The sequence below is a fragment of the Arthrobacter globiformis genome, from assembly GCF_030817195.1.
GTDB lineage: Bacteria > Actinomycetota > Actinomycetes > Actinomycetales > Micrococcaceae > Arthrobacter > Arthrobacter globiformis_D.
This window is the reverse complement of sequence record NZ_JAUSYZ010000001.1, coordinates 3,898,931-3,923,981: the sequence shown is the minus strand read 5'-3', so window position 1 is coordinate 3,923,981 and position 25,051 is coordinate 3,898,931. Positions and strand designations below refer to the sequence as shown.

Sequence of the window (25,051 nt, the reverse complement as noted above, 5' to 3'; positions counted from 1 at the left end):
CTCACCCCTCCTTGAGCCGCTGGTAGGTGTCCAGCGCCCGTTCCCGGGATTCCTGGAGGCCCACCAGAGGCTCCGGGTAGCCGGGCGCCGCTGACGGGTTCTTCCACGGCTCGTGCACGGTGCGGTCATCCAGGTCCTCCAGTTCCGGTATATAGCCGCGAAGGTAACTTCCTCCGGCGTCGAACTTCTTGCTCTGCGTCACCGGATTGAAGATCCGGAAGTAAGGGGAGGCGTCCGCGCCTGAGCCCGCCACCCACTGCCAGTTGGCCGGGTTGTTAGCCGCGTCGGCGTCGACGAGGGTGTCCCAGAACCAGGCTTCCCCCACCCGCCAGTCGGCAAGCATGTTTTTCACCAGGAATGACGCCGCAGCCATCCGGACCCTGTTGTGCATCCAGCCGGTCTGCCACAGCTGCCGCATCCCGGCGTCCACCAGGGGATAGCCGGTGCGCCCCTGTTGCCAGGCCTCCAGTTCAGCGTCCGACGGCGTTTGCCAGGCAAAGTGGTCGAACTCCCGGCGGTAGTTTTGCGTGGCCAGGTCGGGATTTTCGTACAACAGCTGCCAGCAGAATTCACGCCAGCCCAGCTCGCTCCGGAAGATCCCGACGTCGGCTGGTGCGTGGCGCGGGAAGCATTCCCGGAGGGAATGCCAGACACGGAAGGGACTGATCTCGCCGAAGCGAAGGTGCGGTGAGAGACGGCTGGTGCCCTCGACACCGGGCAAGTCCCGTCCCTTGCCGTAGTCCTCCACGGGACCGTCCAGGAAATCTTCCAGCCGTTCGTGGGCGCCATCCTCGCCCGGGGTCCAGGTCGCGGCGAGGCCGCCGCTCCAGTCCGGCCGCCGGGGGAGGAGCCGCCAGCTGTCCAGCCGGTCACCGGCCGGCGGCCGGCCGGACGTTCCGGCGGCCGGCTGCGGCACACCGTCCGGGGGATCGGCGGGAAGGCGGGGTTCGGCACCGGCCAGGCAGGAGCGCCAGAACGGCGTGAAGACCTTGTACGGCCCGCCCGAGCCGGTGCGCACTGTCCACGGCTCGAACAGCAGGTTTGCCTGGAAGCTGGTGGCTTCAATGCCCTGCCCGGCAGCCCGTTCCTTGATACCGGCGTCGATGCTCCGCTCCGGCTGGCCGTACCGCCGGTTCCAGAACAGCCTTCCGGCGCCGGTCTCGGCTGCCAGCTCCTCGATGACCGGAGCGGCGGCGCCCCGGCGGAGCAGCAGCCGCGACCCGCGCGCCTCGAGGCCGGCGCCGAGGGCGGACAGGGAGTGGTGAAGCCACCACTTTGCCGCAGCACCCAGCGGGCGGATGCCGGGGGAGTCCTCGTCGAGAATATAGACAACCGTCACCGGATCCGGCAGCGCGGCCGCGGCGGCGAGGGCGGGGTTGTCGTCGAGGCGCAGGTCATCCCGGAGCCAGACAATGGTGGAGGCCATGCTTTCACGCTACACGGCCGGGACACGGCAGAGGCCGGGACCCCTGTGGATCCCGGCCTCTGCCGGTGACGCTATCAGCGACTCAGGTTCAGTACATACTTACAGCTTGTCGAAGTCTGCCTCGTCCACCGTGGAATGCGACGCCGATGCCGCGGTGCCGCCGGCCCCGATGGCGGGCTTGGCGTTGCCTGACTTCAGCGCCGCAAGCCGGGCCTCGATCTCGGTCTGCTCGCCGAGGTCCTCGAGCTGGTTGAACTGGGCGTCGAGGCTGGACGCGGCCAGTTCCTGCTGGCCGCGGACCTTGGCCTCTTCGCGGCGGATCTTTTCTTCGAAGCGGCCCACCTCGCTGGTGGGGTCCATGAAATCGATGCTCTTGAGCGCATCGTGAACCTGTGACTGGGCGGCAGCCGTCTTGGACCGGGCCACGAGTTCGTTGCGCTTGCTGGTGAGCTGGTTCAGCTTCCCCTTCATCTGGTCCAGCCCGGTCTTGAGCCGGTCCACCACCTCGGTCTGGGATGCGATGTTCGGCTCGGCGGCCTTTGCTTCGTTCTCCGACGACATCTGGCGCTGCAGGGCCACCTTGGCCAGGTTGTCGAACTTCTGGGCGTCGGCCGCGTTGCCGGTGCTGCGGAACTCGTCAGCCTTACGGGACGCGGCCAGGGCCTTATTGCCCCAGTCCTGCGCGTTCTTGATGTCCTCGTTGTAGTCGTCCTGGAGCATGCGCAGGTTTCCGATGGTCTGGGCCACCGCGGACTCGGCTTCGGCGATGTTGTTGGTGTAGTCCCGGACCATCTGGTCCAGCATCTTCTGCGGGTCCTCGGCCTGGTCCAGCAGCGAATTGATGTTTGCCTTTGCCAGCTGCGCCATGCGGCCGAAAATGGACTGCTTCATGGTGTTACCTTTCGTCCTGCTCAGTGTTTCCCACTGAATTCAGTGAACAGTTGATGTACCGCTTCTTCCCGCCGGCCCGATCGAACGGGCCGGCGCTTAGTTTTGCTGGCTAGAAACTGCCCGAGTCCCCGCCGCCGAAGTCTCCTCCGCCGAAGTCTCCTCCGCCGAAGTCTCCTCCGCCGAAGTCACCGCCTGAGTCGCCGCCCCAGCCACCGCCGTCGCTGTGGCCGCCGCCCCAGCCGCCGCCACTGCCGCCGTTCAGGATGGAGTTGATGAGGATGCCACCGAGGATGGCACCGCCGAGGCCGCCGCCTCCGCCGCCGCCGAACATCCCGCCCCGCCCGTATCCCTGGCCGTACCCCTGGTTGGCGTAGCCGAAGCTGTCGACGTCGGACTGGGCCAGCTGGGCCGCCTGGGCAGCCAGCGCATGCGCCTGCTGCGCGTAGGTCAGGGCGGTCACGGGGTCGTTGCGTGAGATGGACAGCGCGTAATCGAGGTTGCGCTGGGCTTCCGCGAGTCGGGTCCGCGCTTCCGTGCCCACGCCGCCGCGGCGGGCCGTGATGTAGTCCGAGGTGGCGCTGATCTGGGCCTGCGCCGACATGATGGTCTGCTGCAGTGAAGCCTGCGCCCTGCGTGCCTGCTCCTGCTGGTCCCGGATCCCGCCCAAGGCCTGATCGAGGGTCTGGTGCGCCGACTCGACCCGTTCGAGAGTGGCGATGGGATCAATCTTGCCGCTCTGAATTTCGCCCTTCACACGGGCGAGGGCCGCTTCGACTCCGGCCACGGGCCCCTCAAGCTCGGGGTGGGCGCCGGACTGGATCATGGCCCGCGCTTGGGCAAGGTCCTGGGACGTGTCCACAACAGCGGACTCCAGTCCCTGACGGGCCGAGTCCAGGTTTCCGGCGACCTTGGAGATAGCGTCCAGCAGGACGTTTGTCTGGTGCAGGCTCTCCTCTGCTGCCCGGACCGCTACCGCGGCGAGGCTTCCCTCTCCGGAAGCGAGCTTTTCGCGGGCCGTGGCGCTGGCATTTTGTACGAACGCCAGCCGCTCTTTGGCCTGGGTGATGTTGTCCGAGATCTGTGCCAGGGCGGTATCTGCGTACTTGCCGCGCAGTTCCGCCAGGGTCTGGTCGGCGCGGGCGATCTTTGTATCGGCCTCAGCTGCGCCGGCGTCCACTGCCGCGAGGGCCTGCGGCGCATTCTTCTCGAGTTCACGCAGCGAGTCGAAGTCCGCCTTCTGCTCCTGCAGGGAGGCCAGGGCAGCCTCCGACCTGCGGATGATTTCGCCAAGCCAGCTGCGCTGCTGTTCTTCGGTGTCCGGGATGTGGTCGTCCAGCTGCTGCTGGAGCTTGAACGACTCGGACATGTGCGCCTTCGCCTCCTGGAGCGCCTTGGTGAAGTTGCCCACCGCCGCTTCCCCGTATTGCGCCTCGGCGAAGCCCAGCTCCTGCTCGCTCGACTTGATAGCGTCATCTGCCTCAATCAGCAGGGAGCCGCTCTTCCTGCGCAGGTCCTCGATGCTCATTCCGGCCAGGGGATCGAGTTCGGCGCCCTGCGGGCCGTAGCTTGCGCTGGATGCCTGGCCGGCCTTCTTTCGTCTGTTGCGCAGGTAAAGATACGTGCCGGCGCCGCCGGCGGCTACGATACCGGCACCAACGAGGACAGCCGTGCCCGCACCGGCACCGGAGGGGACGGTTCCGCTTCCGCCGCCCGCAGCGTCACCGATGGCGGCCGCGGTGTCAATGGCCGCCTGGGCAAAGTCCTTCTTGCCCGCACCGAGGTTGGCCGCGATGGCGTTCTGCGTGATGGTGGTCCGTTTGGGGTAGATTGCGCTGGAGGTATTGGGCGCGAAGTAGTATTTGCCCTGGTCGGTAGCGATGGCGAGGATCACGTCAGCGGGGCCCATGCCCTTTTGCTTTGCGACGGTATTGCCCCACGCGGCAGGGTCAGCCGGATTTTCAAAGGACTTAACGGTGACCACGTACAAGTTGTACTTGTGGTCCTTGAGGAGCTTCTGGATGGACTCCTCAACGTCGCCCTTGCGGCTGCCGAGGACATTCGCGTCGTCGACGATGTTTTCGCCAGAGGGGATGTTTACCGGAGCCTCGGCCCAGGCTGCGGCGGCCGGAGCCACCAGCATTCCGGTCAGGCCGATCACGGCGAGTACACGTTTCAACATTGACCGCATGGCAACCCTTCAGCACGCCGCGGCTGGTTCGGGACGAACAGCCGTCACAGAATGCAGCAGCGCCCCCACGCCGGGTGTAAAGCCGCAGGTCGCTGTGGCAATTCTTCTTGATTCTATGGTGCACCAGCAGGACCGTCCACGGCGGGGAATATGCCACCAGCGAAAAGCGCTGGAGAGCTTAGTGGCCGTTTAGAACAACGGCAGCGGCAGCGTCACGGAGGGCATTCAGGAACCTCCCAGCAAACGTCCGTTTTAGTTTCAGTCCGATCGTCCATAGTTAATACAGACGCGGATGAAAGGAAGTCCAATGACCGAGCACCCAGTACCGGGCGCAGCACCTGAGAACCGAGATCCTTCAGGGCGCCCTGTTGATCCGACCCCTCGGCCTGAGCCCGACGAGGGTCTCCAGCCTCCTGCACGTCAGGACGGCGAATTCCGCACCGCAGGCGGTTCCGAGAACCCCACGGTACGCCTTGACTCCGACAGCAACCCCACCCGGCCGTTGTACCGGCCGGCGCAGGACGCAGAGCAGCAGCGTTCCGGCGGTCCGCATCCCGTTTACCCCCGGCACGCACCCTTCTATGGGCAGCAGTCCGCACCGGCTCCCCAGCCCACCGGTGCCCAGTACTCCCAGCACAACACCCATTCCGCTTTCCAGGACAACCGGGCCAGCCAGCCCAAGCGCAAGGCGACGTTCGGCGTGGGCACCCTGGTTGCCAGCATCCTGGCCGCAGGGCTCGTGGGCGGCGGGGTTGCGACGGTAGGCTCCGGCAACCTGTTCGACGCCGGCGGCACCGCGCCGGCCGTCAGTTCCGGCAGCCAGCCCGGAACGGTGATCGTCAACAACCAGGACTCGGTCAACGAGATCACGGCCGCAGCCGTCAAGGCATCACCAAGCGTGGTGACCATCAAGGCCACAAGTGGCAGCGAGGGCGGCACCGGCTCCGGGATCATCCTCGACGACCAGGGCCACATCCTCACCAACACCCACGTGGTGACACTGGACGGCACCACCGCGAGCGCGGACATCCAAATCCGCACGAACGACGGCCGCGTCCTCACCGCCAAGGTGATTGGCACCGACCCGCTCTCCGACCTCGCGGTCATCAAGGTGGACAACCCGTCGGGCCTCACTCCGGCAGCGCTGGGTGATTCCAGCAAGCTGAACGTCGGGGACACGGCTGTGGCCATCGGGTCCCCGCTCGGCCTCACCGGCACGGTGACGGACGGTATCGTCTCCACGCTGAACAGGACCATCAGCGTCGCGTCCTCGGCAGCCCCGAAAGAAGGCTCGGACAACTCCCAGGGTGGCGACCAGGGCTTCGAGTTCGCTCCTCCGGGCCAGGGGCAGAGCCAGAGCTCGGCCAGCAAAGGATCGATCGCCATCAACGTCATCCAGACCGATGCGGCCATCAACCCGGGCAACTCCGGTGGCGCACTGGTGAACAGCAAGGGTGAAGTCATCGGCGTCAACGTCGCGATCGCCTCGGCCGGCGGCAGCTCCGCTGCAAGCGGAACAGGCAACATCGGCGTGGGCTTCAGCATCCCGATCAACAATGCAAAGCGCGTGGCCCAGGAAATCATCGACAACGGCAAGGCCAGCCACGGCCAGCTTGGCGTGAGCGTCCAGGCGAAGTCGGCATCGGATGCCGGGTTCTCGACGGGAGCCGATGTGGCCTCGGTGGAGCAGGGCTCGGCGGCGGCGAAGGCCGGGATCAAGGTGGGCGACGTGGTGACGCGCTTCAACGACCTGGCCATCAGTGACCCGAACCAGCTGACGGCAGCCGTCCGCGAGCAGCCCTCCGGCTCCTCGGTGAAGATCACGGTCCTGCGCAACGGCCGTGAGCAGCAGTTGGACGTCACGCTCGGCGCAGCCGCAGAGCAGTAGGCAGCCGCAGAGCAACAGGCAGCCGCAGAGCAGGAACTGCGCACAGTACGACGGCGGGCCGCACCTCTTGAGTTCCAGGGAGGGGCGGCCCGCCGTCGTTGGTCCTGCCGCTGACTCAGGGCTTTGACACAGGCGTTAACGGGGCGTCATATGACGGGCCCAATATGGTTAGCTAGGAGCTACCCGTATCCCGGGCGTTCCACGGCCATGACCTCACCCGGCTGGCTATCCACAAGCACGGAAGGCTGCTGTAAATACAGTGGAAGAGACATTGAAGATCGTCGTCCTGGTCAAGCATGTGCCGGACGCCCAGTTCGACCGGCACCTCAGCGGCGAGGGCCACACCACGGACCGCGACGAAAGCATCCTGTCTGAACTGGATGAGTACGCCCTGGAAGCCGCGCTGCAGCTTGCCGAAGCGCGCGGGGGTGCCAAGGCCGGCAACAAGGTGATCGCCTTGAGCATGGGACCTGCCGGTGCCGTGAACGCCATCAAGAAGTCCCTGCAGATCGGCGCCACCGAGGGCGTGCACCTCACCGATACCGCACTCGCAGGCTCGGACGCAGCGGCAACCTCTCTGGCGCTCGCAGCGGCAGTTCGCCACCTCGGCGCCGACAGCCCCGTGGACCTCGTGCTGACCGGCATGGCCTCCACCGACGGCGAGACGTCCCTGGTGCCCGCGCAGCTCGCCGAGCGTCTGGGTCTTCCGCAGGTTACTTTCGCCTCCTCCCTGGACGTGGATGGCGGACGTGTCTCGGCGCGCCGCGACGCGGACACCCACTCGGAGACGGTTGAGGCGTCCCTGCCCGCGGTGGTTTCCGTGACCGACCAGATCAACGAACCGCGCTATCCCAACTTCAAGGGCATCATCGCGGCCAAGCGCAAGAGCATCACCACTCTTTCCCTGGCTGACATCGGAGTCGATTCCTCCCAGGTGGGCCACTCCGGATCCTGGACGCGCGTGACGGCCGCCGAGGAACGCCCGCCGCGCACTGCCGGCACCATCATCACGGACGAAGGCGACGCCGGCATCAAGCTGGTTGACTTCCTGGCCGCCCAGAAGCTGCTCTAAGAGGACTCCACAACATGGCAAACGTACTGGTATTCATTGACAACCCCGGGCAGGCTCTCAAGAAGAGCAGCCTGGAACTCCTCACCATCGCCCGCTCCCTCGGGGAAACCGCCGTGGCGGTCAATGGCGAACTGTCCGACGACGTCGCCGGCACCCTGGGTGCCTATGGTGCGGCCACCGTCTTCCGGCCGTCCGCAGCAGACCTCGACGACTACCTCGTTGCGCCGAAGGCCGCCTTCCTGGCTGCCGTGGCGGACAAGTCCGGTGCCACCACCGTCCTGCTCGAGAACTCGCCCGAGGGCAAGGAAATCGCGGCACGGCTCGGCATCCGGCTGAGCGCCGGCGTCATCACCGACGTCGTCGCGGTCGACGCTGACGGCACCGCCCACAAGTCGGTGCTCGCCGGTTCCTACACCACGACGGCGAAGGCCACCACCGCGGTCACCGTGCTGTCCGTGAAGGCCAACACCGTCGACCCCGAGCCTGCGACCGCCCCCGGCACCCCCGAAACCGTGACCGTTGACGCCCCTGCCGACGCCACCGCCGCGGCAGCCCGCATCACATCCCGGGAACAGAAGGTCGCCAGTGGCCGCCCCGACCTCACCGACGCCCGCATCGTGGTGGCCGGCGGACGCGGCCTCGACGGCGACTTCGGCCCCGTCGAAGAGCTGGCGGATGCCCTGGGTGCGGCCGTGGGCGCCTCCCGCGCGGCAACGGACGCCGGCTGGATCAGCCACGACGCCCAGGTCGGCCAGACCGGCAAGACCGTCTCGCCGCAGCTCTACATTTCCGCCGGCATCTCCGGCGCCATCCAGCAGAAGGCCGGCATGCAGACCGCCAAGGTGATCGTCGCCGTGAACAAGGATGCCGAATCGCCGGTGTTCGAAATCGCGGACTTCGGCATCGTCGGCGACCTCTTCCAGGTGCTGCCGCAGGCCACTGAAGAAATCAAGAAGCGCAAGGGCTGAATCCTTGACCCCAAACGCTGCACCAGCGCAGAGCCCGTTCAATCCGGAAAAGCACCGGATTGAGCGGGTGCTCTGTTTTTCAGCCCATCCCGACGACGTCGATTTCGGCGCGGCCGGCACCATCGCCGCGTGGACGGCGGCCGGCGTCGAGGTCAGTTACTGCATCATGACCGACGGCGATGCCGGCGGCTTCGATCCCCAGCAGCGTGCCGAAATCATCGCCCTCAGGGCGGCCGAACAGGAACGTGCCGCGGCCCTCGTCGGCGTCACGGACATCCACTACCTGCACCAGCGGGACGGGTACCTTGAGCCGAACCACGAGGTGATGCGCGGTGTGGTGAAGCTGATCCGCGAAGTCCGGCCCGACGTCGTGCTTTCCATGCATCCGGAGCGCAACTGGAAGCGAATCCAGAAAAGCCATCCGGACCACCTGGCGGTGGGGGAGGCCGTGACCCGTGCCATCTACCCCGCAGTGGAAAACCCGTTCGCGTACCCGGACCTCGCCGAGGCCGGCCTGGAGGCCTTCAAGCTTCCGTGGCTGTGGCTCTACGCCGGTCCGGAGGAGCGGGAAAACCACTTTGTTGATGTCACGAAGCATGTGGAGAGCAAGCTCGAGGCGATCCACGTGCACGTCAGCCAGCACCCCGATGCGGAGGCCATGGAGGCCACCGTGCGGCGCGGCATGCAGGCAAACGCCGAACGTGCGGGCCTGCCCGCCGGCCGGAGCGCAGAGGCCTTCCACGTGGTCATGGTCAACGGTCCAGGGACCATCGCCGGCTTCTAGGCTGTGCTTTGGCCTCCGGCCGAGCTGAGCCGCGACGCCGCGTAGACCTTGATCCCCTCCAGCAGGTAGGCGGCGAGGCCTGCACGGCTATTGTCGTAGAACGCGGTGAACCGCGGGTCCTCGACGTACATCCGGCCCAGACCGACATAGCTGTCCGCGTCCGGCGTCCAGCTGACGCAGATCCACCGGTAATGGCGTTCGACGGCGGCCTGCACCCGGGCGTCGTCCGCCGGCAGGCCGGCGGCCAGGCACCGGGCCAGCTCTTCGTTGATCGCCCCGGCTTCGGCCATGAAGGCCTGCTTGTCGGCAGCGCTGAGCGCTGCATGCCGCGCTTTACTGTCGGCAACGGCCTGGTCGCCCCACCTCTGGCGGGCCTCCTCCTCGTACGGGTTGGTGTCAAAATCCTTGAAAATTTCCTCGCCTGACATCGCGTCTCCTTGCTGCAGTGCCGATATGGTTGCCCCGACGGTCCGGGCCATCCGGTCCAGGCGGTCGCGCTCGGCCAGGAGCCACTTCCGGTGCACGCTCAGCGCATCCAGTTGGTCTGCCTGGCCGTCCAGGACCTGGCCAATGGTTTCAAGGCCCAGGCCAAGTTCACGGAGAAGCAGGATCCGCTGAAGACGCAGCAATTCAGGCTGCGTGTAGTAGCGGTAGCCGTTGTGCCCGGTGTAGGCAGGCGGCAGCAGTCCCACCTGGTCGTAGTGCCTGAGGGTCCTGGAGGAGACCCTGCTCAGCTTCGCCACTTCGGCAATGGACCAGCTCCGGAGTTCTTCCTGCTTCATGCCTCCAGCGTAGAAGTTGACGCAGCGTCAACGTCAAGCTCATCACAGGTAGCCCGGTGAGGCGCTGCGTCTCAGGTGTTCAGCGGAGCGGCGGCCACGGTGGGGAGGGTCGGGGTAGCCGATCCGCCGGCAGGCTCAACCGTGATGCCGAGCGCGGCGGCCGAGCCGATGCCCTTGACCAGGGCCGGCTTCGACAACGCCTCCGCATCCATCAGTCCCTGCGAGACGGGAGTGGAGCCATCCTTGGGAATCAGCCACATCTGGTACACCTTGCCCGCGGGCGGTGGCGGCACATCCTTCATCCGCACCACCAGCGCATCATGCGACGGCGAGATCGAAACCGTGGCCGTGCCTCCGCCGTTGACGTCGACAGTCGCCTGTCGCGCGTCCTGCGCCTCGATGACCTGGTTGAACGGATCGTTCTGGTTGGCCACATAGGCCCCGATGCCCACACCGCCGAGCGCGATCACGGCAGCAGCCGCAACCCCGATCAGCCAGTTCCGGAGGCCGGCCGGCCGGCGTCGTACTTCACGGCGCTGGCGCGCAGCGGAAAATTCGTCGGCAGCGGGAGCCGGCTCCGCCGTCGGCACGGCTGCCGGCGCTGCGGGCGCCTCCGCGGTGGTTTCCGGCCTGGGGGCTTGTGCCCTGGCCGGCTGTTGGGGAAGCTGGGCAACGATCCGGGCGAACAGGTCCGCAGGCGGCTCCTCCTCGGCCGTAAAGGACATTGCCAGCGTCTCCCTGGCCTGGCGGACGCGTTCGTTGAAGGACTCGCGTTCAGCCTCGGGAGCACCGCTGACATAGGCGTCGATGGCTTCCCGCTCGGCGTCGCTGATGGCGTCCAGAGCGTAAATCTCGGCGAGTTCAACCGCCCGGCCGGCCGCAAGGTCGGTGGGTATGTCGGCAGCAAATGCCCGGGGCAGCTGGCGTCCGCGGGAATCATTCGTATCGGTCACTGTCAGCTCACCCCCAGGCAGGATTTGAGTCGGATCAGTCCGTCGCGGATGCGGGACTTGATGGTCGGAATGGCCGCGTTCAGCTTTTCAGCCACTTCACGGTAGGTGAGGCCGCCGTAGTAGGCGAGCCGAACGGATTCCTGCTGCGTCTGGGTCAGGGTCTCCAGGCAGCGCACCACGGCTTCGGCCTCGAGCCGGCTGTCCACCTGGTCCGACACCGAGTCGTGGTCGATGTCCTGGCTGCTGGCGCCGTACCTGGCCTCACGCTCGGTGGCGGACTGCGATGACCGGACTCTGTCCACGGCCCGGCGATGCGAGATGGTCATGAGCCAGGCCAGGGGACTGCCGCTCCCCGGATCGAACCTCGCGGCGTTCTGCCAGACCTGCAGGAAGACCTCCTGCACGGTGTCCTCGCTGAGCTCCGGATCGATCAGCACCCGGCGCGCCATGCCGAACACCCGCCGCGACGTCAGCCGGTAGAACTCGGCGAAGGACGCCTGGTCGCCGCCGGCAATCCGCTCCAGCAGCTGTGCCAGCTGCTGGTTAAGGTCGACGGCGGTGCCGGGCGGCGCGGTGGCGTCAAAGTTCGGCGCGTTGGGAGTATCCATCACTCTCAAGCATAGGTCGCCGGCCGGCAGGCGCTGCACACCGTTTCCGGCCACGGCAGCATCGTGCCGGGCAAAACGGAATGCCGTGTTGCCCGGCCTTTGTGTTGTCACCTGCCGCTCCTTACGCCCTGTGGATGTGCACGCCCTGTGGATGTTGTGCTCAGGAGTGATTCGGTGCGGGACGGGCTTCGGATGGGTGCCTGTGCAGCTGGGCATTCAAAGCTGTGCGCCGGTGAAACCCTGCTGCCGCCAGGCCTCGTAGACGGCGATGGATGCCGCGTTCGCCAGGTTCAGAGACCGTAGTGAGGGCAGCATGGGCAGGCGGACCCGGGACGTGACGTGGGGATCGCGCTTCAGGTCGTCCGGCAGGCCCACGGACTCCGGGCCGAACATCAGGACATCACCGGGCCGGTAGGCGATGTCGGTATAGGACACCTCGCCGTCAGAGGTGAAGGCGAAGACTCGCTCGGGCTGCAGTGCCTCCCAGGCCGCCTCGATGTTGGGGTGGACGGTGACCACCGCCAGGTCGTGGTAGTCCAGGCCGGCGCGGCGGAGCTTGGCATCGGAGAAGTCGAAGCCCAAAGGCTCTACAAGGTGGAGTTCGGCGCCGGTGATGGCGGCGAGACGGATGGCGTTGCCCGTATTGCCGGGAATTTCGGGCGTGTGGAAGAGGATGCGGAACACGGTTCCATCCTAGCGTCGGCATAACCGCGCCCTTCGGGCGTGACCTCAGTGCATGCCCCTCAGCAGTCTCGCGAGCACCGGAACGTTGACGGTGTTCGGCGCCGGACCGGAGGACAGGAAATCCTTGAGCCCGCGGGCCAGGCCGGCGGCATTGACCACTTGGATAATTTCGGAGCCGCCCCTGGAGCGGCGATGGCGGTCGATGACGGGTTCGTGGAGGTTTCCGTCCGGGCTGTGGACCACTGTCCACCCGGTCACGTTGAGTTCGGGAAAGATGTCCTGCATCCGCCGGACCACCTGGGCCAGCTGCGGCGGGGCGATCGACCGGCCGCCGTGGTTCAGCGTGTTCCCGTCCCACGCATAGGCCCCCTTGGGCAGCAGCATGGAGCCGATCAGGGCAAGCCGGTAGCCCGAGAGCAGCGCATGGTCAATGTGGCTGTTGTCCGCCGGGGACTGCAGCCCGTTGATCAGGCGCGCCGCAGGGATGGCCGGCAGGACCTGCCTGCTGATCAGCTGGACCGTGCGCAGTTCGCGCTGGATCCTGGCTTCGGCGCCGAAGATGCCCCGCTTCCTGGGCATGCCGTGGACCTGCTGGCCGGCCAGCTCCGGCGGAAGGAGCGGTACGGCGCCGGGCGTGTCGAAGGGCGGCACGTAGACGGGGGCGTCGGCTGACGTGTTCCGCGGCGTTCCCGGCTTGTGGATCGTCGCGGAGGCGTGGCTGCCGGCAGCAGGGGCGTCGAAGTGCGCCTCATCGCCGTCTGCGCGGCCCCAGCGCGGGCCGGCCGCGTAGGAGCGGTCATAGGCGGCCCGCCGCTGGGGATCGATGAGCGTTTCATACGCAAGGGTCACCTGACGGAACGCCGCGGCGTCGCCTCCATGGTCGGGATGCGAAGCGCGGGCAGCCTTGCGGTAGGCCACCTTGATCTCCCTCTCCGTCGCGGTCACCGCCACGCGGAGCACCTCGTAGTGGGAACTGCTGCCCTTGGTCAAGCACGGTCCTTAAGTCGTTGTTGCCGGCGTGCATGCGCGGCCCAGTGTGCCAAGCATATAAGCCGGTCTGGACGGTCTTCTGGAACAACGACCGCAGCAGGGGTGCCGGTTCCCGCCGGTGATAACGCAGGGCGTCTAGACTTTTCGGAATGGGAGTCCGGACAGGTCGCGGTGGTGCCCGCCTTGCATGCGTGGTGGTGGCAGCCGGTGCAGCTGCTGCCCTTGTGGGCGGCTGCAGCGTCGGTGTTCCCGATCCCGCCGCCCCGAGCATCCCGCCGGTCACCAGTGGACCTGGCACGCCGACCATCACGCCTGGACACGATGCGGATGCGGTGGCTGCCCGCGACATGCCCTTCTCGGCGGGGGCCACGCTGGCGCCCGGTGTTCCCGTCGGGCTGTCCGAGGCCCTGGCCGAAGCACCGCAGTGGAAACAGCTGGTCGGCAACGCGGGCGGCGCAAGCCGCTACGAAAAGTCCGACGGCTGCCAGGTTGCGGCGCAGGTGCGCCAGAACCAGTGGCCGCTGGTGGCGGCTGATGACAGGGAATCGACGGCCGCGTTGTTTGCGTATCTGGACCCCGCCATCCTGCCCGCCTATCTGAAACCGGCGTCGCTGCGCTGGGGCGGGGAACGGGGCAAACCCGGGCCTGCCGTGGATGTACTGGTCCTGGAACGTGCCGCCAAACCAACAGGCCGGAAAGCCGGCAGGGCCACTGCGGTGCTGGCCCGGGTTTTCGGTACGGCCGGCTCATCCGTGTACGTGTCGGCGTCGTGCCCGACGGCGGCGGCGCTCGCCGCCGCCCGGGCAGACATTGCTCAGTGGTTGACGGTGGTTCCGCCGGGCTGATGAGGTGCTGCGGCGGTGGCCAGCCGGTTGAGGGCCAGCGCACCCACGAACAGCCCGAAGTCGCGCAGTGCGACGTCGTAGAAGGCCCCGAGGATGATCAGGTTCACGATGATCCCCAGGAGCCATGCAGCCACGACCAGCGAACCAATCCGGGGCCGGAGGGCCACCAGGACGCCGGCGATTATCTCGACCACGCCCACGACATACATCACCGTCTGCGCGGGCAGATGCAATGTCGCCGGAACCATGGGTGCGAGGTAGCCGGTCCATTCGGTCAGAAGGTTGGTGAACTTGTCCAGGCCGAACAGGATGGGCGCCACGGTAAAGACGGTGCGCAGAAGCAGGAACGCCTGCCGGGCGGGATCAGCCGCGAGCGTATGCAGGCGTGCGGGCTCCTTCAGTGCTGTGCTTTTCATGAGGAACTCCTTTCTAAAAGTAGATAATTTGATTTTAGAGCCGGCGCTCCTTCTTTAGCAACAGATCTTGATTTTAGAGTTAAGCTGGACACATGAGCCGACCAGCCGAGAACCGTGAATCAAAGCCCGCTCTGTCGTGGACCAGCCGCCTGGCCGCCCTGGCCTCGCTTGGTGACGCCGGCAGGCGGCGCCTTTTTGAATACGTCGCCGGGCAGCCGTCGGCCGTGGGAAGGGACGACGCTGCGGCTGCGCTGGATATGCCCCGGTCCACAGCGTCCTTCCACCTGGACAGGCTGGTCCGCGACGGGCTGCTCGCCGTCGAGTTCCGCAAGCTCGGCGGAAAGGCCGGCCCGGGGTCGGGCCGTCCGGCGAAGCTCTACCGCCCGGCGCTGGAAGAAGTGGGTGCGTCGGTTCCGGACCGGAGCTACGACCTGGCCGGAGAGCTGATGGCCACAGCGATTGAATCCGCAATGACCGGCGGGGGAGGGGTGCGCGAGGCGCTGACTGACGCGTCCTACTCCCGGGGCCGTTCTCTGGGCGGGAACGGTGCGTCCCTCGACGATCTGCTCGGCGGCGTCGGCTATATGCCGGAACGGGACGCTGAAGGCGGAATCATCCTGATGAACTGTCCTTTCCACCGGCTCGCCGATGGGCATCCGGACGTGGTGTGTGCCATGAACGGGGCGTTCCTGAGTGGTGCCGCCGCCGCGTGTGGAGTGCCGGAGGAGAAGGTGGAGGAGGACCGGGCGGCCGGGCGCTGCTGCGCCAGGATCAGGCCCTGACTGCGGCTGAAGACACCGCGGTGTTCGGCATCCTGCCGGCTCCCGATATTCTGCGGCGTTCAGAATTTAGCGGCGTCTAGAATTTAAGCGTGCCTGTTTACCTGGACCATGCCGCCACCACACCCATCGCCGCCGAAGCGCTGGCTGCCCTGACGCGCGAGCTGTCCCGGACCGGGAACCCCTCGTCACTCCATGGCTCCGGCCGCCGGGCGAGGCGCTCGGTGGAGGACGCGCGGGAAACCCTTGCTGCCGCGGCAGGCGCCCATCCCTCGGAGGTCATCTTCACCTCGGGCGGCACCGAAGCGGACAACCTGGCCGTCAAGGGCCTGTATTGGTCCCGGTTGGCTGAAAACCCGCGCCGGCGGCGGATCCTGTGCTCCGCCGTCGAACACCATGCCGTGCTGGACACCGTGGAGTGGCTGGAGCGCCACGAAGGGGCGGAAATTGCGTGGCTGCCCGTCAACCAGGACGGCGTCCTGGACCTCGAATCGCTGCAGACGGAACTGCAGCGTGAGCCCGAGTCCATTGCCCTGGTGACGGTCATGTGGGCCAACAACGAGGTGGGGAGTATCCAGCCCGTCCACCGGGTAGTGGAGCTCGCGCACGCCGCCGGCGTTCCGGTGCATTCCGACGCCGTGCAGGCGTTTGGCTCCGTCCCCGTGGATTTCCGGGCCTCCGGGCTGGATGCCATGTCCATCTCAGGACACAAGATCGGCGGGCCGGTCGGCGTCGGAGCGCTCATTCTTGGGCGGTCCGTAAAGCTCACGCCGGTGCAGCACGGCGGCGGCCAGGAGCGCGACGTCCGCTCGGGGACGCTCGACACGGCATCCATAGCGGCCTTCGCCGCCGCTGCTGACTCCGCCACCAAGAACCTTGAGGCCGAGGCAGCGCGGATTTCCGGGCTGCGCGACCGTCTCATCGCCGGGGTCCGGGACGCAGTTCCGGCCGCGGTGTTGCGCGGTCCGGAGGGGGAAGGGCGGCTACCCGGCAACGCCCATTTCACGTTCCCCGGCTGTGAGGGTGACTCCCTGCTGTTCCTCCTGGACCTCGCCGGGGTCGAATCGTCCACAGGCTCCGCCTGTACGTCGGGGGTCCCGCGTCCGTCGCATGTCCTTCTTGCCATGGGCCTGGACGAGGAGACCGCGCGTGGTGCGCAGCGCTTCACCCTGGGGCATCCGTCAACGGACGCGGACGTGGATGCACTCTTGGCGGCACTGCCCGGCGCTTATGCCCGGGCGCGGCAGGCCGGAATGGCCGGACACGAATCCTCCATTCAGACGGCTGCAACTGTTGCCCGTCAGGGCTCCGGCATCAGCTGAACCCGTATCAACTGTTCCCCGTATCAGCTGAACCCCCTGTCAGCTGGCCGCCGGCATCAGCTGATCGAGTGGAACCGCCTCGTCGGCCAGGCGCTCGGCAGGCACCTCGGCCCGGGCGGAGATGAGCGCTTTGATAGTCTTCTGGGCACTGGGTTTGACGGACCGCGGCCAGTTGACGCTCATGCCGGCCACAACGCGCCCGTCCTGCTGCCAGAACGCCACGAACTCTTTGCTGTCGAGCGAGCCGCGGATGACCGGAGCCGCCTTTGCTGCGAGGGACGGGAAGCCCGAGTACTCCATGCTGACGTCGAACTGGTCGGTGTAGAAATAGGGAACCACGTCCAGGGCAACGTCCTGGCCGAGCATGGCCTTGGCCGCCACCTTGCCGCCGTTGAGAGCATTGGACCAGTGTTCGCTGCGGTGGTGCTCGCCCGTGAACGGATGCAGCGCATTGGCGGCGTCGCCGGCGGCAAAAATATCCGGTGCGCTGGTGCGCAGGGAAGCGTCGGTGAGGATGCCGTTGCGGACCTCCAGCCCGGCCGCGGTGGCGAGTGCCGTTTCCGGAACCACACCCACGGCGATGATCACGATGTCTGCGGGCAGGAGCTCACCGGAGTCGGTCATCACACCGGTCACCTTTCCGCTTTGTCCGGTGATCTCCGCGGCGGAGGCGGGAAGCCGGAAGCGGACTCCGTTCTCCTCGTGCAGCGCGCGGAAGAAGCTGCCAAGCTCCGCGCCGATCGCCGCCGCGAGCGGGATGTCCTCAAGCCCGAGCAGTGTGACGTTGTTGCCGTAGGTGCTTGCGGCCGCGGCCAGTTCCATTCCGATCCACCCCGAGCCGATGAGCACAACGTTCCGGCCGCCGGGCGCCAGCTGTTCGCGCAGGCGGCGGCTGTCATCGAGCGTGCGGAAGGTGCTGACGCCCTCCAGTTCCGCGCCGCTCAACGGCAGCGTCCTTGGCGTTGCGCCAGGCGCCAGCAACAGTGCCCCATAACCCTGGACTGTGCCATCTGCGAAGCGGACATTGTGTGCCCCGGGATCAACGGATGCCACCGGATTATCCAGCATGAGGCTGACGTTATTGTCGGCGTACCAGCTCTCCGGCACGACCTCGACGGCGTCCTCCCCGGCTTTGCCGAGCAGATATTCCTTGGACAGCGGCGGCCGGAGATACGGAGGGTGCGGTTCGGTGCCCGCGATGGTGATGTTCCCGGCGTACCCTTCGGAGCGCAGGGTGCGGGCCGCCGTCGCTCCGGCCAGCCCGGCGCCGGCGATGACAATGCTTTCAGGGGTCATGGCGCTACTCGATTCGCCCGGGCAGGCCAGCGGCCCGCATTTCTAAAAACGGTACTCGTGACTTTAGAAGGGCGGGCGGGAGCCGTCAAGGACATTTAGGCCCTGATTCCGCCGGGCAGTAGAATGGTTCGGCCACCCGTGTCAAAAGAAAGGCATAATGCGAGTTCTAGCAGCCATGAGCGGCGGAGTTGACTCCGCCGTTGCAGCCGCCCGCGCCGTCGAGGCGGGGCACGACGTCGTCGGCGTTCACCTCGCGCTGTCGAGGATGCCGGGCACCCTGCGCACCGGCAGCAGGGGCTGCTGCACCATTGAAGATTCGCGCGATGCCTGGCGGGCCTGCGACGTCCTGGGGATCCCCTACTACGTGTGGGATTTCTCCGAGCGGTTCAAGGAGGATGTGGTCCAGGACTTCATCGACGAGTACGCCGCCGGCCGCACCCCCAACCCCTGCATGCGCTGCAACGAGCGCATCAAGTTTGCCGCCCTGCTCGAAAAGGCGATCGCCCTCGGGTTCGATGCCGTGTGCACCGGCCACTACGCCAAGGTCATCGAGGACGCCGACGGAAACCGGGAGCTGCACCGCGCCGCCGACTGGGCCAAGGACCAGAGCTACGTCCTGGGCGTGCTCACCCACGAACAGCTGAAGCACTCCATGTTCCCGCTCGCGGACACCCCGTCCAAGGCAGAGGTGCGCGCGGAGGCCGAACGGCGCGGTCTGTCCGTGGCCAACAAGCCGGACAGCCACGACATCTGCTTCATCCCGGACGGCGACACCGCCGGATGGCTCGCGGAAAAGATCGATATGACCACGGGTGACATCGTGGATGAAACCGGTGCCAAGGTGGGCGAACACGGCGGGGCGAACGCGTTCACCGTCGGGCAGCGGCGGGGGCTGAAGCTTGGCCGGCCGGCGGCGGACGGCAAGCCGCGGTTCGTGCTGGAGATCCGGCCGAAGGAAAACAAAGTGGTGGTGGGGCCCGAGGCGCTGCTGGCCATCGACGAGATCCGCGGCATCAAGGTTTCCTGGGCCGGCCTGCCCATCGACGAGGTTGGCTCCGGCTCCGACTTTGATTGCCATGCGCAGGTCCGCGCGCACGGTGACCCGGTACCCGGCATTGCGCGGATGGAGCGCATCGCCGATGACGCCGGGATTGAGCGGGACAGCCTCGTGGTGACGCTGACGGATCCCCTGCGCGGTGTTTCACCGGGCCAGACCGTGGTGCTCTACCAGGGCAGCAGGGTCCTCGGACAGGCGACCATCGACGCAGCGCGGTCCCTGCAGCGGGCGCAACTTTGACCGTGCTCCGGTTTCCGGAGTGAGAGCGGCCGGCGGATTGTTCCGCCGGCCGTTTTTTGTTGCCATTCGCCGGTTTCCGACCGTTCGGTCAGCTGAGCGCATCCCCTTCTGGTAAATTTTGTGTCTCAACTCACACGATGCAATGTTTCACCGGGCAACCTTCTGGTTGAATCAGGGGCATCAGCGGGATGCCCGCACACGAGTCAGATCGGGCACCCCGCGCGTACTCACCGAACAGAAAGTTCATAGATGGCAAAGAACCAGAGGGCCTTGCGGAGCGCTATCGCGCTGGCAGGCGTTTCCGCTTTCGCACTCACAGCCTGCACCGGCCCGTCCGGAGGCGGCGGCACATCCACTGGCGGTGCCGGCGGAGGCACCATCACTTACGGGACCACGGACAAAGTCGTCACCCTGGACCCCGCCGGTTCCTACGACGCCGGCTCATTCATGGTGATGAACCAGGTCTACCCCTTCCTGATGAACTCCAAGCCGGGCAGCTCCGACGCCGTCCCGGACATCGCCGAATCGGCGTCGTTCACCACCCCCACCGAGTACACCGTCAAGCTCAAGCCGGGACTCAAGTTCGCCAACGGCCACGCGCTGACCTCCTCCGACGTCAAGTTCTCGATCGACCGCGTGGTCAAGATCGCCGACCCCAACGGCCCGGCCGCTCTGTTGTCGAACCTGAAGTCCGTGGCGGCCAAGGACGACTCCACCGTGGTCTTCACCCTCAAGGCAGGCAACGACCAGGTCTTCCCCGGCGTTCTGGCCGCCAACTCCGGACCGATCGTCGACGAAGAGGTCTTCCCGGCGGACAAGGTCCTCGGCGACGACGAGATCGTCAAGGGCAAACCGTTTGCAGGACCGTACACCATCGAGAGCTACAAGAAGAACGAGCTCGTCAGCCTCAAGGCCAACCCTGACTACCAGGGACTTCTGGGCAAACCCGCCAACGACGGCGCCAACATCAAGTACTACGCCGACTCCAACAACCTGAAGCTGGATGTCCAGCAGGGCAACATCGACGTCGCCGGCCGCAGCCTGACGGCCACCGACGCCGCTGACCTTGAAAAGGACTCGAAGGTCAAGGTGCACAAGGGCCCCGGTGGCGAACTTCGTTACATCGTCTTCAACTTTGACACCATGCCGTTCGGTGCCAAGACGGCCGACGCCGATCCCAAGAAGGCGCTCGCCGTGCGCCAGGCGATGGCGGACATCGTGGACCGCGACGCGATCGCCACCCAGGTCTACAAGGGCACCTACCTGCCCGCCTACTCGGTTGTTCCGGACGGTTTCAACGGCGCCATCCAGCCGCTCAAGGAAATGTACGGCGACGGCAACGGCAAGCCCAGCCTGGACAAGGCAAAGAAGGCCTTCGCTGACGCCGGCATCACCGGCACCGTGAACATCAAGCTGCAGTACAACCCGGACCACTACGGCAAATCCTCCGGCGACGAGTACGCCATGATCAAGGAACAGCTGGAAAAGTCAGGCCTGTTCAAGGTGGACCTCCAGTCCACCGAATGGGTCACCTATTCCAAGGCCCGGACAGCCGATGCCTACCCCGTCTACCAGCTCGGCTGGTTCCCGGACTATTCCGACGCCGACAACTACCTCACGCCGTTCTTCGTCCCCGGCAACTTCCTGAAGAACCACTACGAGAACTCCGCTGTCACCGAGCTGGTAACCAAGCAGCTCACCACTGTGGACAAGGGCGAACGCGAGAAGGTGCTGGGCGAGGCCCAGACCGCCGTCGCCAAGGACCTCTCTACCCTGCCGCTGCTGCAGGGCGCGCAGCTCATGGTTGCGGGGGCAGACGTCAAGGGCGTGGAGCAGACCCTCGACGCTTCGTTCAAGACCCGCCTCGGCGTGATCTCGAAGTAAGGCTCCACCCCATCAGGTCCTGACCAGCCACGGAGGCGGGACGCCTTCCGGGCGTTCCGCCTTCCTGCTGGCCAGTGAACAGCCGATTCCGGGTCCGCCACGGACCCGGAAACACAGAATCAGGCAGTAATGACAACTCTCATTGAAGCGCCGCCAAGCGACGCCGACGGCCTCTTGCCGACAAAGAAAAAGAAGTCCGGCGGGGGACTGGGCCAATACCTCTTGATCAGGTTCCTCCTGATCTTTCCCACCATCTTCATCCTGGTCACCATGGTGTTCTTCCTCATGAGGATCACCGGCGATCCCATCACGGCCGCACTGGGCGGCCGGCTGCCCCCGGACCAGCTGCAGGAACGGATTCATGCGGCAGGCTATGACCGTCCGCTTCCCGTGCAGTACTTCGAGTACCTGGGCCAGCTTGTCACGGGCAATTTCGGCACCACGCTGTCCGACAACCGCAAAGTCATCGAAATGCTGGCCACGTACGGTTCAGCCACCCTTGAACTGACCATTAATGCGCTGATCGTGGCGCTGCTGGTCGGCATCCCGTTCGGGATGATCGCCGCGCACCGCCGCGACCACCTTCCCGACGCGGTGCTGCGCGTCTTCGCCATCCTCTGCTACGCCACTCCCGTGTTTTTCGCCGGCATGCTGCTAAAGCTGACCTTCGCCGTATGGCTCGGCTGGCTGCCCGTGGCAGGTCGGGCCAGGACCTCCAGCGAACTTGCCCTTACCGGACTGCAGGCGCCAACAGGGATTTATTGGCTCGATGCGCTCAGAAGCGGCAACATGGCCGCTTTAGGCGACGTGATGGCGCATGCCGTCCTGCCCGCCCTCGCCCTGGGCCTGCTGACCGCCGGAATCTTCCTGCGGCTGGTACGCACCAACGTCATCGGCACCCTGGGCCGGGACTACATCGAGGCCGGACGCTCGCGGGGCGTCAGCGAATTCCGGCTGGTCACCAAGCACGCCTACAAGCCGGCCCTGATTCCCATCATCACCGTGATGGGCCTGCAGATCGCGGTGATGCTCGGCGGCGCCGTGCTCACCGAGACCACCTTCGAGTGGAAGGGGCTGGGCTTCCAGCTGGCCAACTACCTGACGGCCCGTGACTTTGTGGCGGTCCAGGGCATCGTGGTGCTCCTCGCCGTCATCGTCGCCGTCACCAACTTCATCGTGGACATCGTGGCCGCGCTGATCGATCCCCGCGTGAGGTACTGACATGAGCACCACCACTCCACTGGAAGCCACGGCAGACCGCAGGGCGCCCCTGCTCAGGCGGCTGCCCGTTATCTCCCACTTGAACAAGAGCGTCGGACTCCAGCGGGGGATGCTCGTCGTCGGCCTTGTCCTGACCGTGGTCTTCCTCCTGACAGCCATTTTCGCACCGCTCCTTGCCCCCTACGGATTCGCGCAGCTCTCCGACGCCGACGGCAGCTTCCCCACACAGCAGGCTCCCGGCGGAAAGCATCCGCTGGGCACCACCGTGGGCGGCTACGATGTCCTGTCCCGGGTCATCTGGGGCTCCCAGACCGCCATCCTCGTGATCGTGGTGGCCGTCGTCCTGTCCATCTTCGCCGGTGTCATCCTCGGCCTGGTGAGCGGATACCTCGGCGGCTGGCTCGACCGCATCCTCGTGGTGGTGGCAGACGCCATCTACGCGTTCCCGTCCCTGCTGGTGGCCATCGTCATGGCCATCGTCATCAGCGGCGGCGAGTCCAGCCTCTTCGGTGGCGTGCTCGCCGCGGCGATCTCCATCACCGTGGTTTTCATTCCGCAGTACTTCCGGGTCATCAGGGCGGAGACCATCAGGCTCAAGGCGGAACCCTTCGTCGAATCGGCGATGGTGGTGGGCGCGTCAAGCATCCGCATCATGGGCAGGCATATCTACCGCAATGCCACCCGCACCCTTCCGCTGATTTTCACCCTGAATGCCTCCGAGGCAATCCTGACCCTGGCGGGCCTGGGCTTCCTGGGATTCGGCATCGAACCCTCGTCCGCCGCCGAGTGGGGCTTCGACCTTAACAAGGCACTCGCGGACACGACGTCCGGCATCTGGTGGACCGGCGTGTTCCCGGGCCTTGCCATCGTCTGGACAGTCCTTGGCCTCACGCTGGTGGGGGAGAGCATCAACGACCTTAACGATCCCCGCCTCCGCGGCCGCAAGCGCGCCGGGAACAAGGGCGGACCGGATAACACCGTGGCGGCCCAGGCGGCCATTTCAGCAGATGTGAGAAGCTCATGACCATCAACATCGGATCGGTTTCAGACCGGCACCCGGCCGGCACCGGACCCGTACTGGACATCGACCACCTCAAGGTCACGTTCGCCACCGACTCCGGGGACGTGCACGCCGTCAAGGACGTGAGCCTTGAAGTGAAGGCGGGGGAGGTGCTCGCCATTGTCGGCGAGTCCGGCTCCGGCAAGACCGTGACCGCCAAGACCATCCTGGGCCTGCTGCCGGAAACTGCCATCAGCTCGGGAGCGGTGCTGATCAACGGCAACAACGTCATCAGCGTCAGCTCCGGGAAGCTCCGCCAGATCCGGGGACGGGACGTGGCCATGGTCTTCCAGGAGCCGTCCACGGCACTGAACCCCGTGTTCACCGTCGGCTGGCAGATCGCCGAAGGGATCCTCGCCCACTCAGGCCGGGACGGCGGCAAACGGGTCACGGCGAAGGAGGCAAAGGCCAGGGCCGTCGAAGCCCTGCGCAAAGTGGGCATCCCGGACCCCGAAACGCGCGTCAACTACTACCCCCATCAGTTCTCCGGCGGCCAGAAACAGCGCGTGGTCATCGCCGCTGCGCTCGCCCTGAACCCGGGGCTGATCGTGGCTGACGAACCCACTACCGCCCTGGACGTCACCGTGCAGGCGGAGATCCTTGAGCTCCTGCGGGACTTGAGGGACAAGTACGGAACGTCCATTGTGCTGATCACGCACAACATGGGGGTGGTGGCCGACCTCGCTGACCGCGTCGTGGTGATGTACCGGGGCGACGTCGTCGAGGAGGCATCGGCGAAGTCCCTCTTCGCCGAGCCGCGGCAGGACTACACCCGGAAGCTGCTGGCCGCCGTGCCGCACCTTGGCCGGCATTCGGCGTCGGAAGGGATGACGGAACGGGCGCATCAGGACGGCAAGGTCCTGGTGGAGGCGAAGGGCCTCACCATCGAATATCCCGGACGGCTGGGCAGTCCCGCCTTCAAGGCCGTAGACGGCGTCAGCTTCACGGTATCCGAGGGCGAGGTGTTCGGACTCGTCGGCGAATCGGGGTCGGGCAAGACGACCATCGGCCGGGCCATCGCCGGCCTCAACCGGACCACCGGCGGAAGCCTGAACGTGCTGGGCTACGAGATGCTGAACTTCAAGGAACGGAGCTTCAAGCCGCTCCGTAAGGAGATCGGGTTCGTCTTCCAGGACCCGGCGGCGTCCTTCAACCCGCAGCTGACCATCGGCGACTGCGTCGCCGAACCGCTGGTCATCCACACCAACCCGTCACCGGCACAGGCGCGCAAACGCGTCGGTGAGCTGCTGGAGTCAGTCCAGCTGCCGGCGTCGTACGCTGACCGTTTCCCGCATGAGCTCAGCGGCGGGCAGCGCCAGCGCGCATCCCTGGCGCGGGCGCTGATCCTGAACCCGAAACTGCTCATCGCCGATGAGCCGACGTCGGCGCTGGACGTTTCGGTGCAGGCGAAAGTATTGGAACTCTTCCGGGAAATCCAGCAGGAGTTCGGGTTTGCGGCGCTGTTCATCAGCCACGACCTCGCGGTGGTGGACATGCTGTCGCACTGGGTCGGGGTGCTGTACAAAGGCAAACTCGTTGAGCAGGGGATTGGCCACCATGTCATGGGTGCTCCGCAGCATGACTACACGAGGCGCCTGATCGCGTCGCTGCCTGTCCCGGATCCCGCCGAGCAGGCCAAGCGCCGGGAGGACCACCGCGCACTGCTGGGTATCTAGAATGCTGAGCATCTAGGGTCC

The 25,051-nt window shown here is 66.3% G+C and carries 22 protein-coding genes; 12 read left to right on the top strand and 10 right to left on the bottom strand.

All coding sequences use genetic code 11. The features are described 5' to 3' along the window. Position 1: 1 nt before the first annotated feature. From QF036_RS17845 to QF036_RS17835, 3 genes are all read right to left on the bottom strand, one after another. Positions 2-1,426, bottom strand: a complete 1,425-nt coding sequence (locus QF036_RS17845; RefSeq protein WP_307104003.1) for a cryptochrome/photolyase family protein — start codon at positions 1,424-1,426, stop codon at positions 2-4. Between the two features lie 99 nt (positions 1,427-1,525). Further along, complete coding sequence (locus QF036_RS17840; protein WP_307104001.1) at positions 1,526-2,317, bottom strand: PspA/IM30 family protein; 792 nt, start codon at positions 2,315-2,317, stop codon at positions 1,526-1,528. Between the two features lie 109 nt (positions 2,318-2,426). After that, complete coding sequence (locus tag QF036_RS17835; RefSeq protein WP_307103998.1) at positions 2,427-4,505, bottom strand: TPM domain-containing protein; 2,079 nt, start codon at positions 4,503-4,505, stop codon at positions 2,427-2,429. A 307-nt stretch (positions 4,506-4,812) separates the two neighbouring features. Between QF036_RS17835 and QF036_RS17830 the strand changes: the two genes are divergently transcribed. From QF036_RS17830 to QF036_RS17815, 4 genes are all read left to right on the top strand, one after another. After that, entirely contained in the window at positions 4,813-6,393 is a 1,581-nt protein-coding gene (locus tag QF036_RS17830) for a trypsin-like peptidase domain-containing protein (RefSeq protein WP_307103997.1), read from the top strand. 271 nt (positions 6,394-6,664) lie between these two features. Beyond that, positions 6,665-7,465: an electron transfer flavoprotein subunit beta/FixA family protein gene (locus QF036_RS17825; protein WP_307105982.1), complete on the top strand. Its 801-nt coding sequence runs from the start codon at positions 6,665-6,667 to the stop codon at positions 7,463-7,465. A 14-nt stretch (positions 7,466-7,479) separates the two neighbouring features. After that, entirely contained in the window at positions 7,480-8,433 is a 954-nt protein-coding gene (locus QF036_RS17820) for an electron transfer flavoprotein subunit alpha/FixB family protein (RefSeq protein ID WP_307103995.1), read from the top strand. Between the two features lie 4 nt (positions 8,434-8,437). Beyond that, the gene (locus tag QF036_RS17815) at positions 8,438-9,217 is read left to right on the top strand and encodes a PIG-L deacetylase family protein (protein ID WP_307103994.1); all 780 of its coding nucleotides are present in this window, start codon (positions 8,438-8,440) and stop codon (positions 9,215-9,217) included. On the opposite strand, the gene QF036_RS17810 is transcribed toward QF036_RS17815, so the two are convergent. From QF036_RS17810 to QF036_RS17790, 5 genes are all read right to left on the bottom strand, one after another. Continuing rightward, positions 9,214-9,999 carry a MerR family transcriptional regulator gene (locus QF036_RS17810; RefSeq protein WP_307103992.1) on the bottom strand — a complete coding sequence of 262 codons (786 nt, stop codon included), beginning with the start codon at positions 9,997-9,999 and terminating at the stop codon, positions 9,214-9,216. The two genes, QF036_RS17815 and QF036_RS17810, sit on opposite strands and share 4 nt — an antisense overlap. A gap of 71 nt (positions 10,000-10,070) precedes the next feature. After that, complete coding sequence (locus QF036_RS17805; RefSeq protein ID WP_307103990.1) at positions 10,071-10,952, bottom strand: anti-sigma factor; 882 nt, start codon at positions 10,950-10,952, stop codon at positions 10,071-10,073. Between the two features lie 2 nt (positions 10,953-10,954). Next, positions 10,955-11,560: a sigma-70 family RNA polymerase sigma factor gene (locus QF036_RS17800; RefSeq protein WP_307105980.1), complete on the bottom strand. Its 606-nt coding sequence runs from the start codon at positions 11,558-11,560 to the stop codon at positions 10,955-10,957. A gap of 216 nt (positions 11,561-11,776) precedes the next feature. Further along, the gene (locus tag QF036_RS17795) at positions 11,777-12,244 is read right to left on the bottom strand and encodes a tRNA (cytidine(34)-2'-O)-methyltransferase (RefSeq protein WP_003805026.1); all 468 of its coding nucleotides are present in this window, start codon (positions 12,242-12,244) and stop codon (positions 11,777-11,779) included. 45 nt (positions 12,245-12,289) lie between these two features. Beyond that, positions 12,290-13,234, bottom strand: a complete 945-nt coding sequence (locus QF036_RS17790) for a J domain-containing protein (RefSeq protein WP_307103988.1) — start codon at positions 13,232-13,234, stop codon at positions 12,290-12,292. Positions 13,235-13,383: 149 nt separating this feature from the next. Here QF036_RS17790 and QF036_RS17785 point away from each other — a divergent pair, with 149 nt between their 5' ends. Next, positions 13,384-14,079 carry a hypothetical protein gene (locus tag QF036_RS17785; RefSeq protein WP_307103986.1) on the top strand — a complete coding sequence of 232 codons (696 nt, stop codon included), beginning with the start codon at positions 13,384-13,386 and terminating at the stop codon, positions 14,077-14,079. On the opposite strand, the gene QF036_RS17780 is transcribed toward QF036_RS17785, so the two are convergent. Then, on the bottom strand, positions 14,049-14,495 hold the full coding sequence (locus QF036_RS17780) for a hypothetical protein (RefSeq protein WP_307103984.1): 447 nt from the start codon (positions 14,493-14,495) through the stop codon (positions 14,049-14,051). The two genes, QF036_RS17785 and QF036_RS17780, sit on opposite strands and share 31 nt — an antisense overlap. A 92-nt stretch (positions 14,496-14,587) precedes the next feature. Between QF036_RS17780 and QF036_RS17775 the strand changes: the two genes are divergently transcribed. Both QF036_RS17775 and QF036_RS17770 read left to right on the top strand, forming a co-directional pair. Next, positions 14,588-15,277, top strand: coding sequence for a helix-turn-helix transcriptional regulator (locus QF036_RS17775; protein WP_307103981.1), 690 nt, complete (start codon positions 14,588-14,590; stop codon positions 15,275-15,277). 89 nt (positions 15,278-15,366) lie between these two features. Continuing rightward, positions 15,367-16,596 carry a cysteine desulfurase family protein gene (locus QF036_RS17770; RefSeq protein WP_307103979.1) on the top strand — a complete coding sequence of 410 codons (1,230 nt, stop codon included), beginning with the start codon at positions 15,367-15,369 and terminating at the stop codon, positions 16,594-16,596. A gap of 39 nt (positions 16,597-16,635) precedes the next feature. On the opposite strand, the gene QF036_RS17765 is transcribed toward QF036_RS17770, so the two are convergent. Beyond that, entirely contained in the window at positions 16,636-17,892 is a 1,257-nt protein-coding gene (locus QF036_RS17765) for an NAD(P)/FAD-dependent oxidoreductase (protein WP_307103977.1), read from the bottom strand. A 157-nt stretch (positions 17,893-18,049) separates the two neighbouring features. Between QF036_RS17765 and mnmA the strand changes: the two genes are divergently transcribed. The 5 genes from mnmA to QF036_RS17740 all read left to right on the top strand — a co-directional run bounded on the left by mnmA (position 18,050) and on the right by QF036_RS17740 (position 25,030). After that, positions 18,050-19,189 carry a tRNA 2-thiouridine(34) synthase MnmA gene (gene mnmA / locus QF036_RS17760; protein WP_373460176.1) on the top strand — a complete coding sequence of 380 codons (1,140 nt, stop codon included), beginning with the start codon at positions 18,050-18,052 and terminating at the stop codon, positions 19,187-19,189. A gap of 249 nt (positions 19,190-19,438) precedes the next feature. After that, entirely contained in the window at positions 19,439-21,073 is a 1,635-nt protein-coding gene (locus QF036_RS17755; RefSeq protein WP_307103975.1) for an ABC transporter substrate-binding protein, read from the top strand. Positions 21,074-21,202: 129 nt separating this feature from the next. After that, complete coding sequence (locus QF036_RS17750) at positions 21,203-22,294, top strand: ABC transporter permease (protein ID WP_307103973.1); 1,092 nt, start codon at positions 21,203-21,205, stop codon at positions 22,292-22,294. Between the two features lies 1 nt (position 22,295). Continuing rightward, entirely contained in the window at positions 22,296-23,318 is a 1,023-nt protein-coding gene (locus QF036_RS17745; RefSeq protein ID WP_307103971.1) for an ABC transporter permease, read from the top strand. Next, positions 23,315-25,030 carry an ABC transporter ATP-binding protein gene (locus QF036_RS17740; protein ID WP_307103969.1) on the top strand — a complete coding sequence of 572 codons (1,716 nt, stop codon included), beginning with the start codon at positions 23,315-23,317 and terminating at the stop codon, positions 25,028-25,030. Before QF036_RS17745 ends, QF036_RS17740 begins: the two co-directional genes overlap by 4 nt. The last annotated feature ends 21 nt before the right edge of the window (positions 25,031-25,051 follow it).

Coding starts and splice junctions, on each gene's coding strand:
- QF036_RS17845 (WP_307104003.1), bottom strand. CDS start 1,426: ATGGCCTCCACCATTGTCTGGCTCCGGGATGACCTGCGCCTCGACGAC.
- QF036_RS17840 (WP_307104001.1), bottom strand. CDS start 2,317: ATGAAGCAGTCCATTTTCGGCCGCATGGCGCAGCTGGCAAAGGCAAAC.
- QF036_RS17835 (WP_307103998.1), bottom strand. CDS start 4,505: ATGCGGTCAATGTTGAAACGTGTACTCGCCGTGATCGGCCTGACCGGA.
- QF036_RS17830 (WP_307103997.1), top strand. CDS start 4,813: ATGACCGAGCACCCAGTACCGGGCGCAGCACCTGAGAACCGAGATCCT.
- QF036_RS17820 (WP_307103995.1), top strand. CDS start 7,480: ATGGCAAACGTACTGGTATTCATTGACAACCCCGGGCAGGCTCTCAAG.
- QF036_RS17810 (WP_307103992.1), bottom strand. CDS start 9,999: ATGAAGCAGGAAGAACTCCGGAGCTGGTCCATTGCCGAAGTGGCGAAG.
- QF036_RS17800 (WP_307105980.1), bottom strand. CDS start 11,560: ATGGATACTCCCAACGCGCCGAACTTTGACGCCACCGCGCCGCCCGGC.
- QF036_RS17785 (WP_307103986.1), top strand. CDS start 13,384: ATGGGAGTCCGGACAGGTCGCGGTGGTGCCCGCCTTGCATGCGTGGTG.
- QF036_RS17780 (WP_307103984.1), bottom strand. CDS start 14,495: ATGAAAAGCACAGCACTGAAGGAGCCCGCACGCCTGCATACGCTCGCG.
- QF036_RS17775 (WP_307103981.1), top strand. CDS start 14,588: ATGAGCCGACCAGCCGAGAACCGTGAATCAAAGCCCGCTCTGTCGTGG.
- QF036_RS17765 (WP_307103977.1), bottom strand. CDS start 17,892: ATGACCCCTGAAAGCATTGTCATCGCCGGCGCCGGGCTGGCCGGAGCG.
- mnmA (WP_373460176.1), top strand. CDS start 18,050: ATGCGAGTTCTAGCAGCCATGAGCGGCGGAGTTGACTCCGCCGTTGCA.
- QF036_RS17755 (WP_307103975.1), top strand. CDS start 19,439: ATGGCAAAGAACCAGAGGGCCTTGCGGAGCGCTATCGCGCTGGCAGGC.
- QF036_RS17750 (WP_307103973.1), top strand. CDS start 21,203: ATGACAACTCTCATTGAAGCGCCGCCAAGCGACGCCGACGGCCTCTTG.
- QF036_RS17745 (WP_307103971.1), top strand. CDS start 22,296: ATGAGCACCACCACTCCACTGGAAGCCACGGCAGACCGCAGGGCGCCC.
- QF036_RS17740 (WP_307103969.1), top strand. CDS start 23,315: ATGACCATCAACATCGGATCGGTTTCAGACCGGCACCCGGCCGGCACC.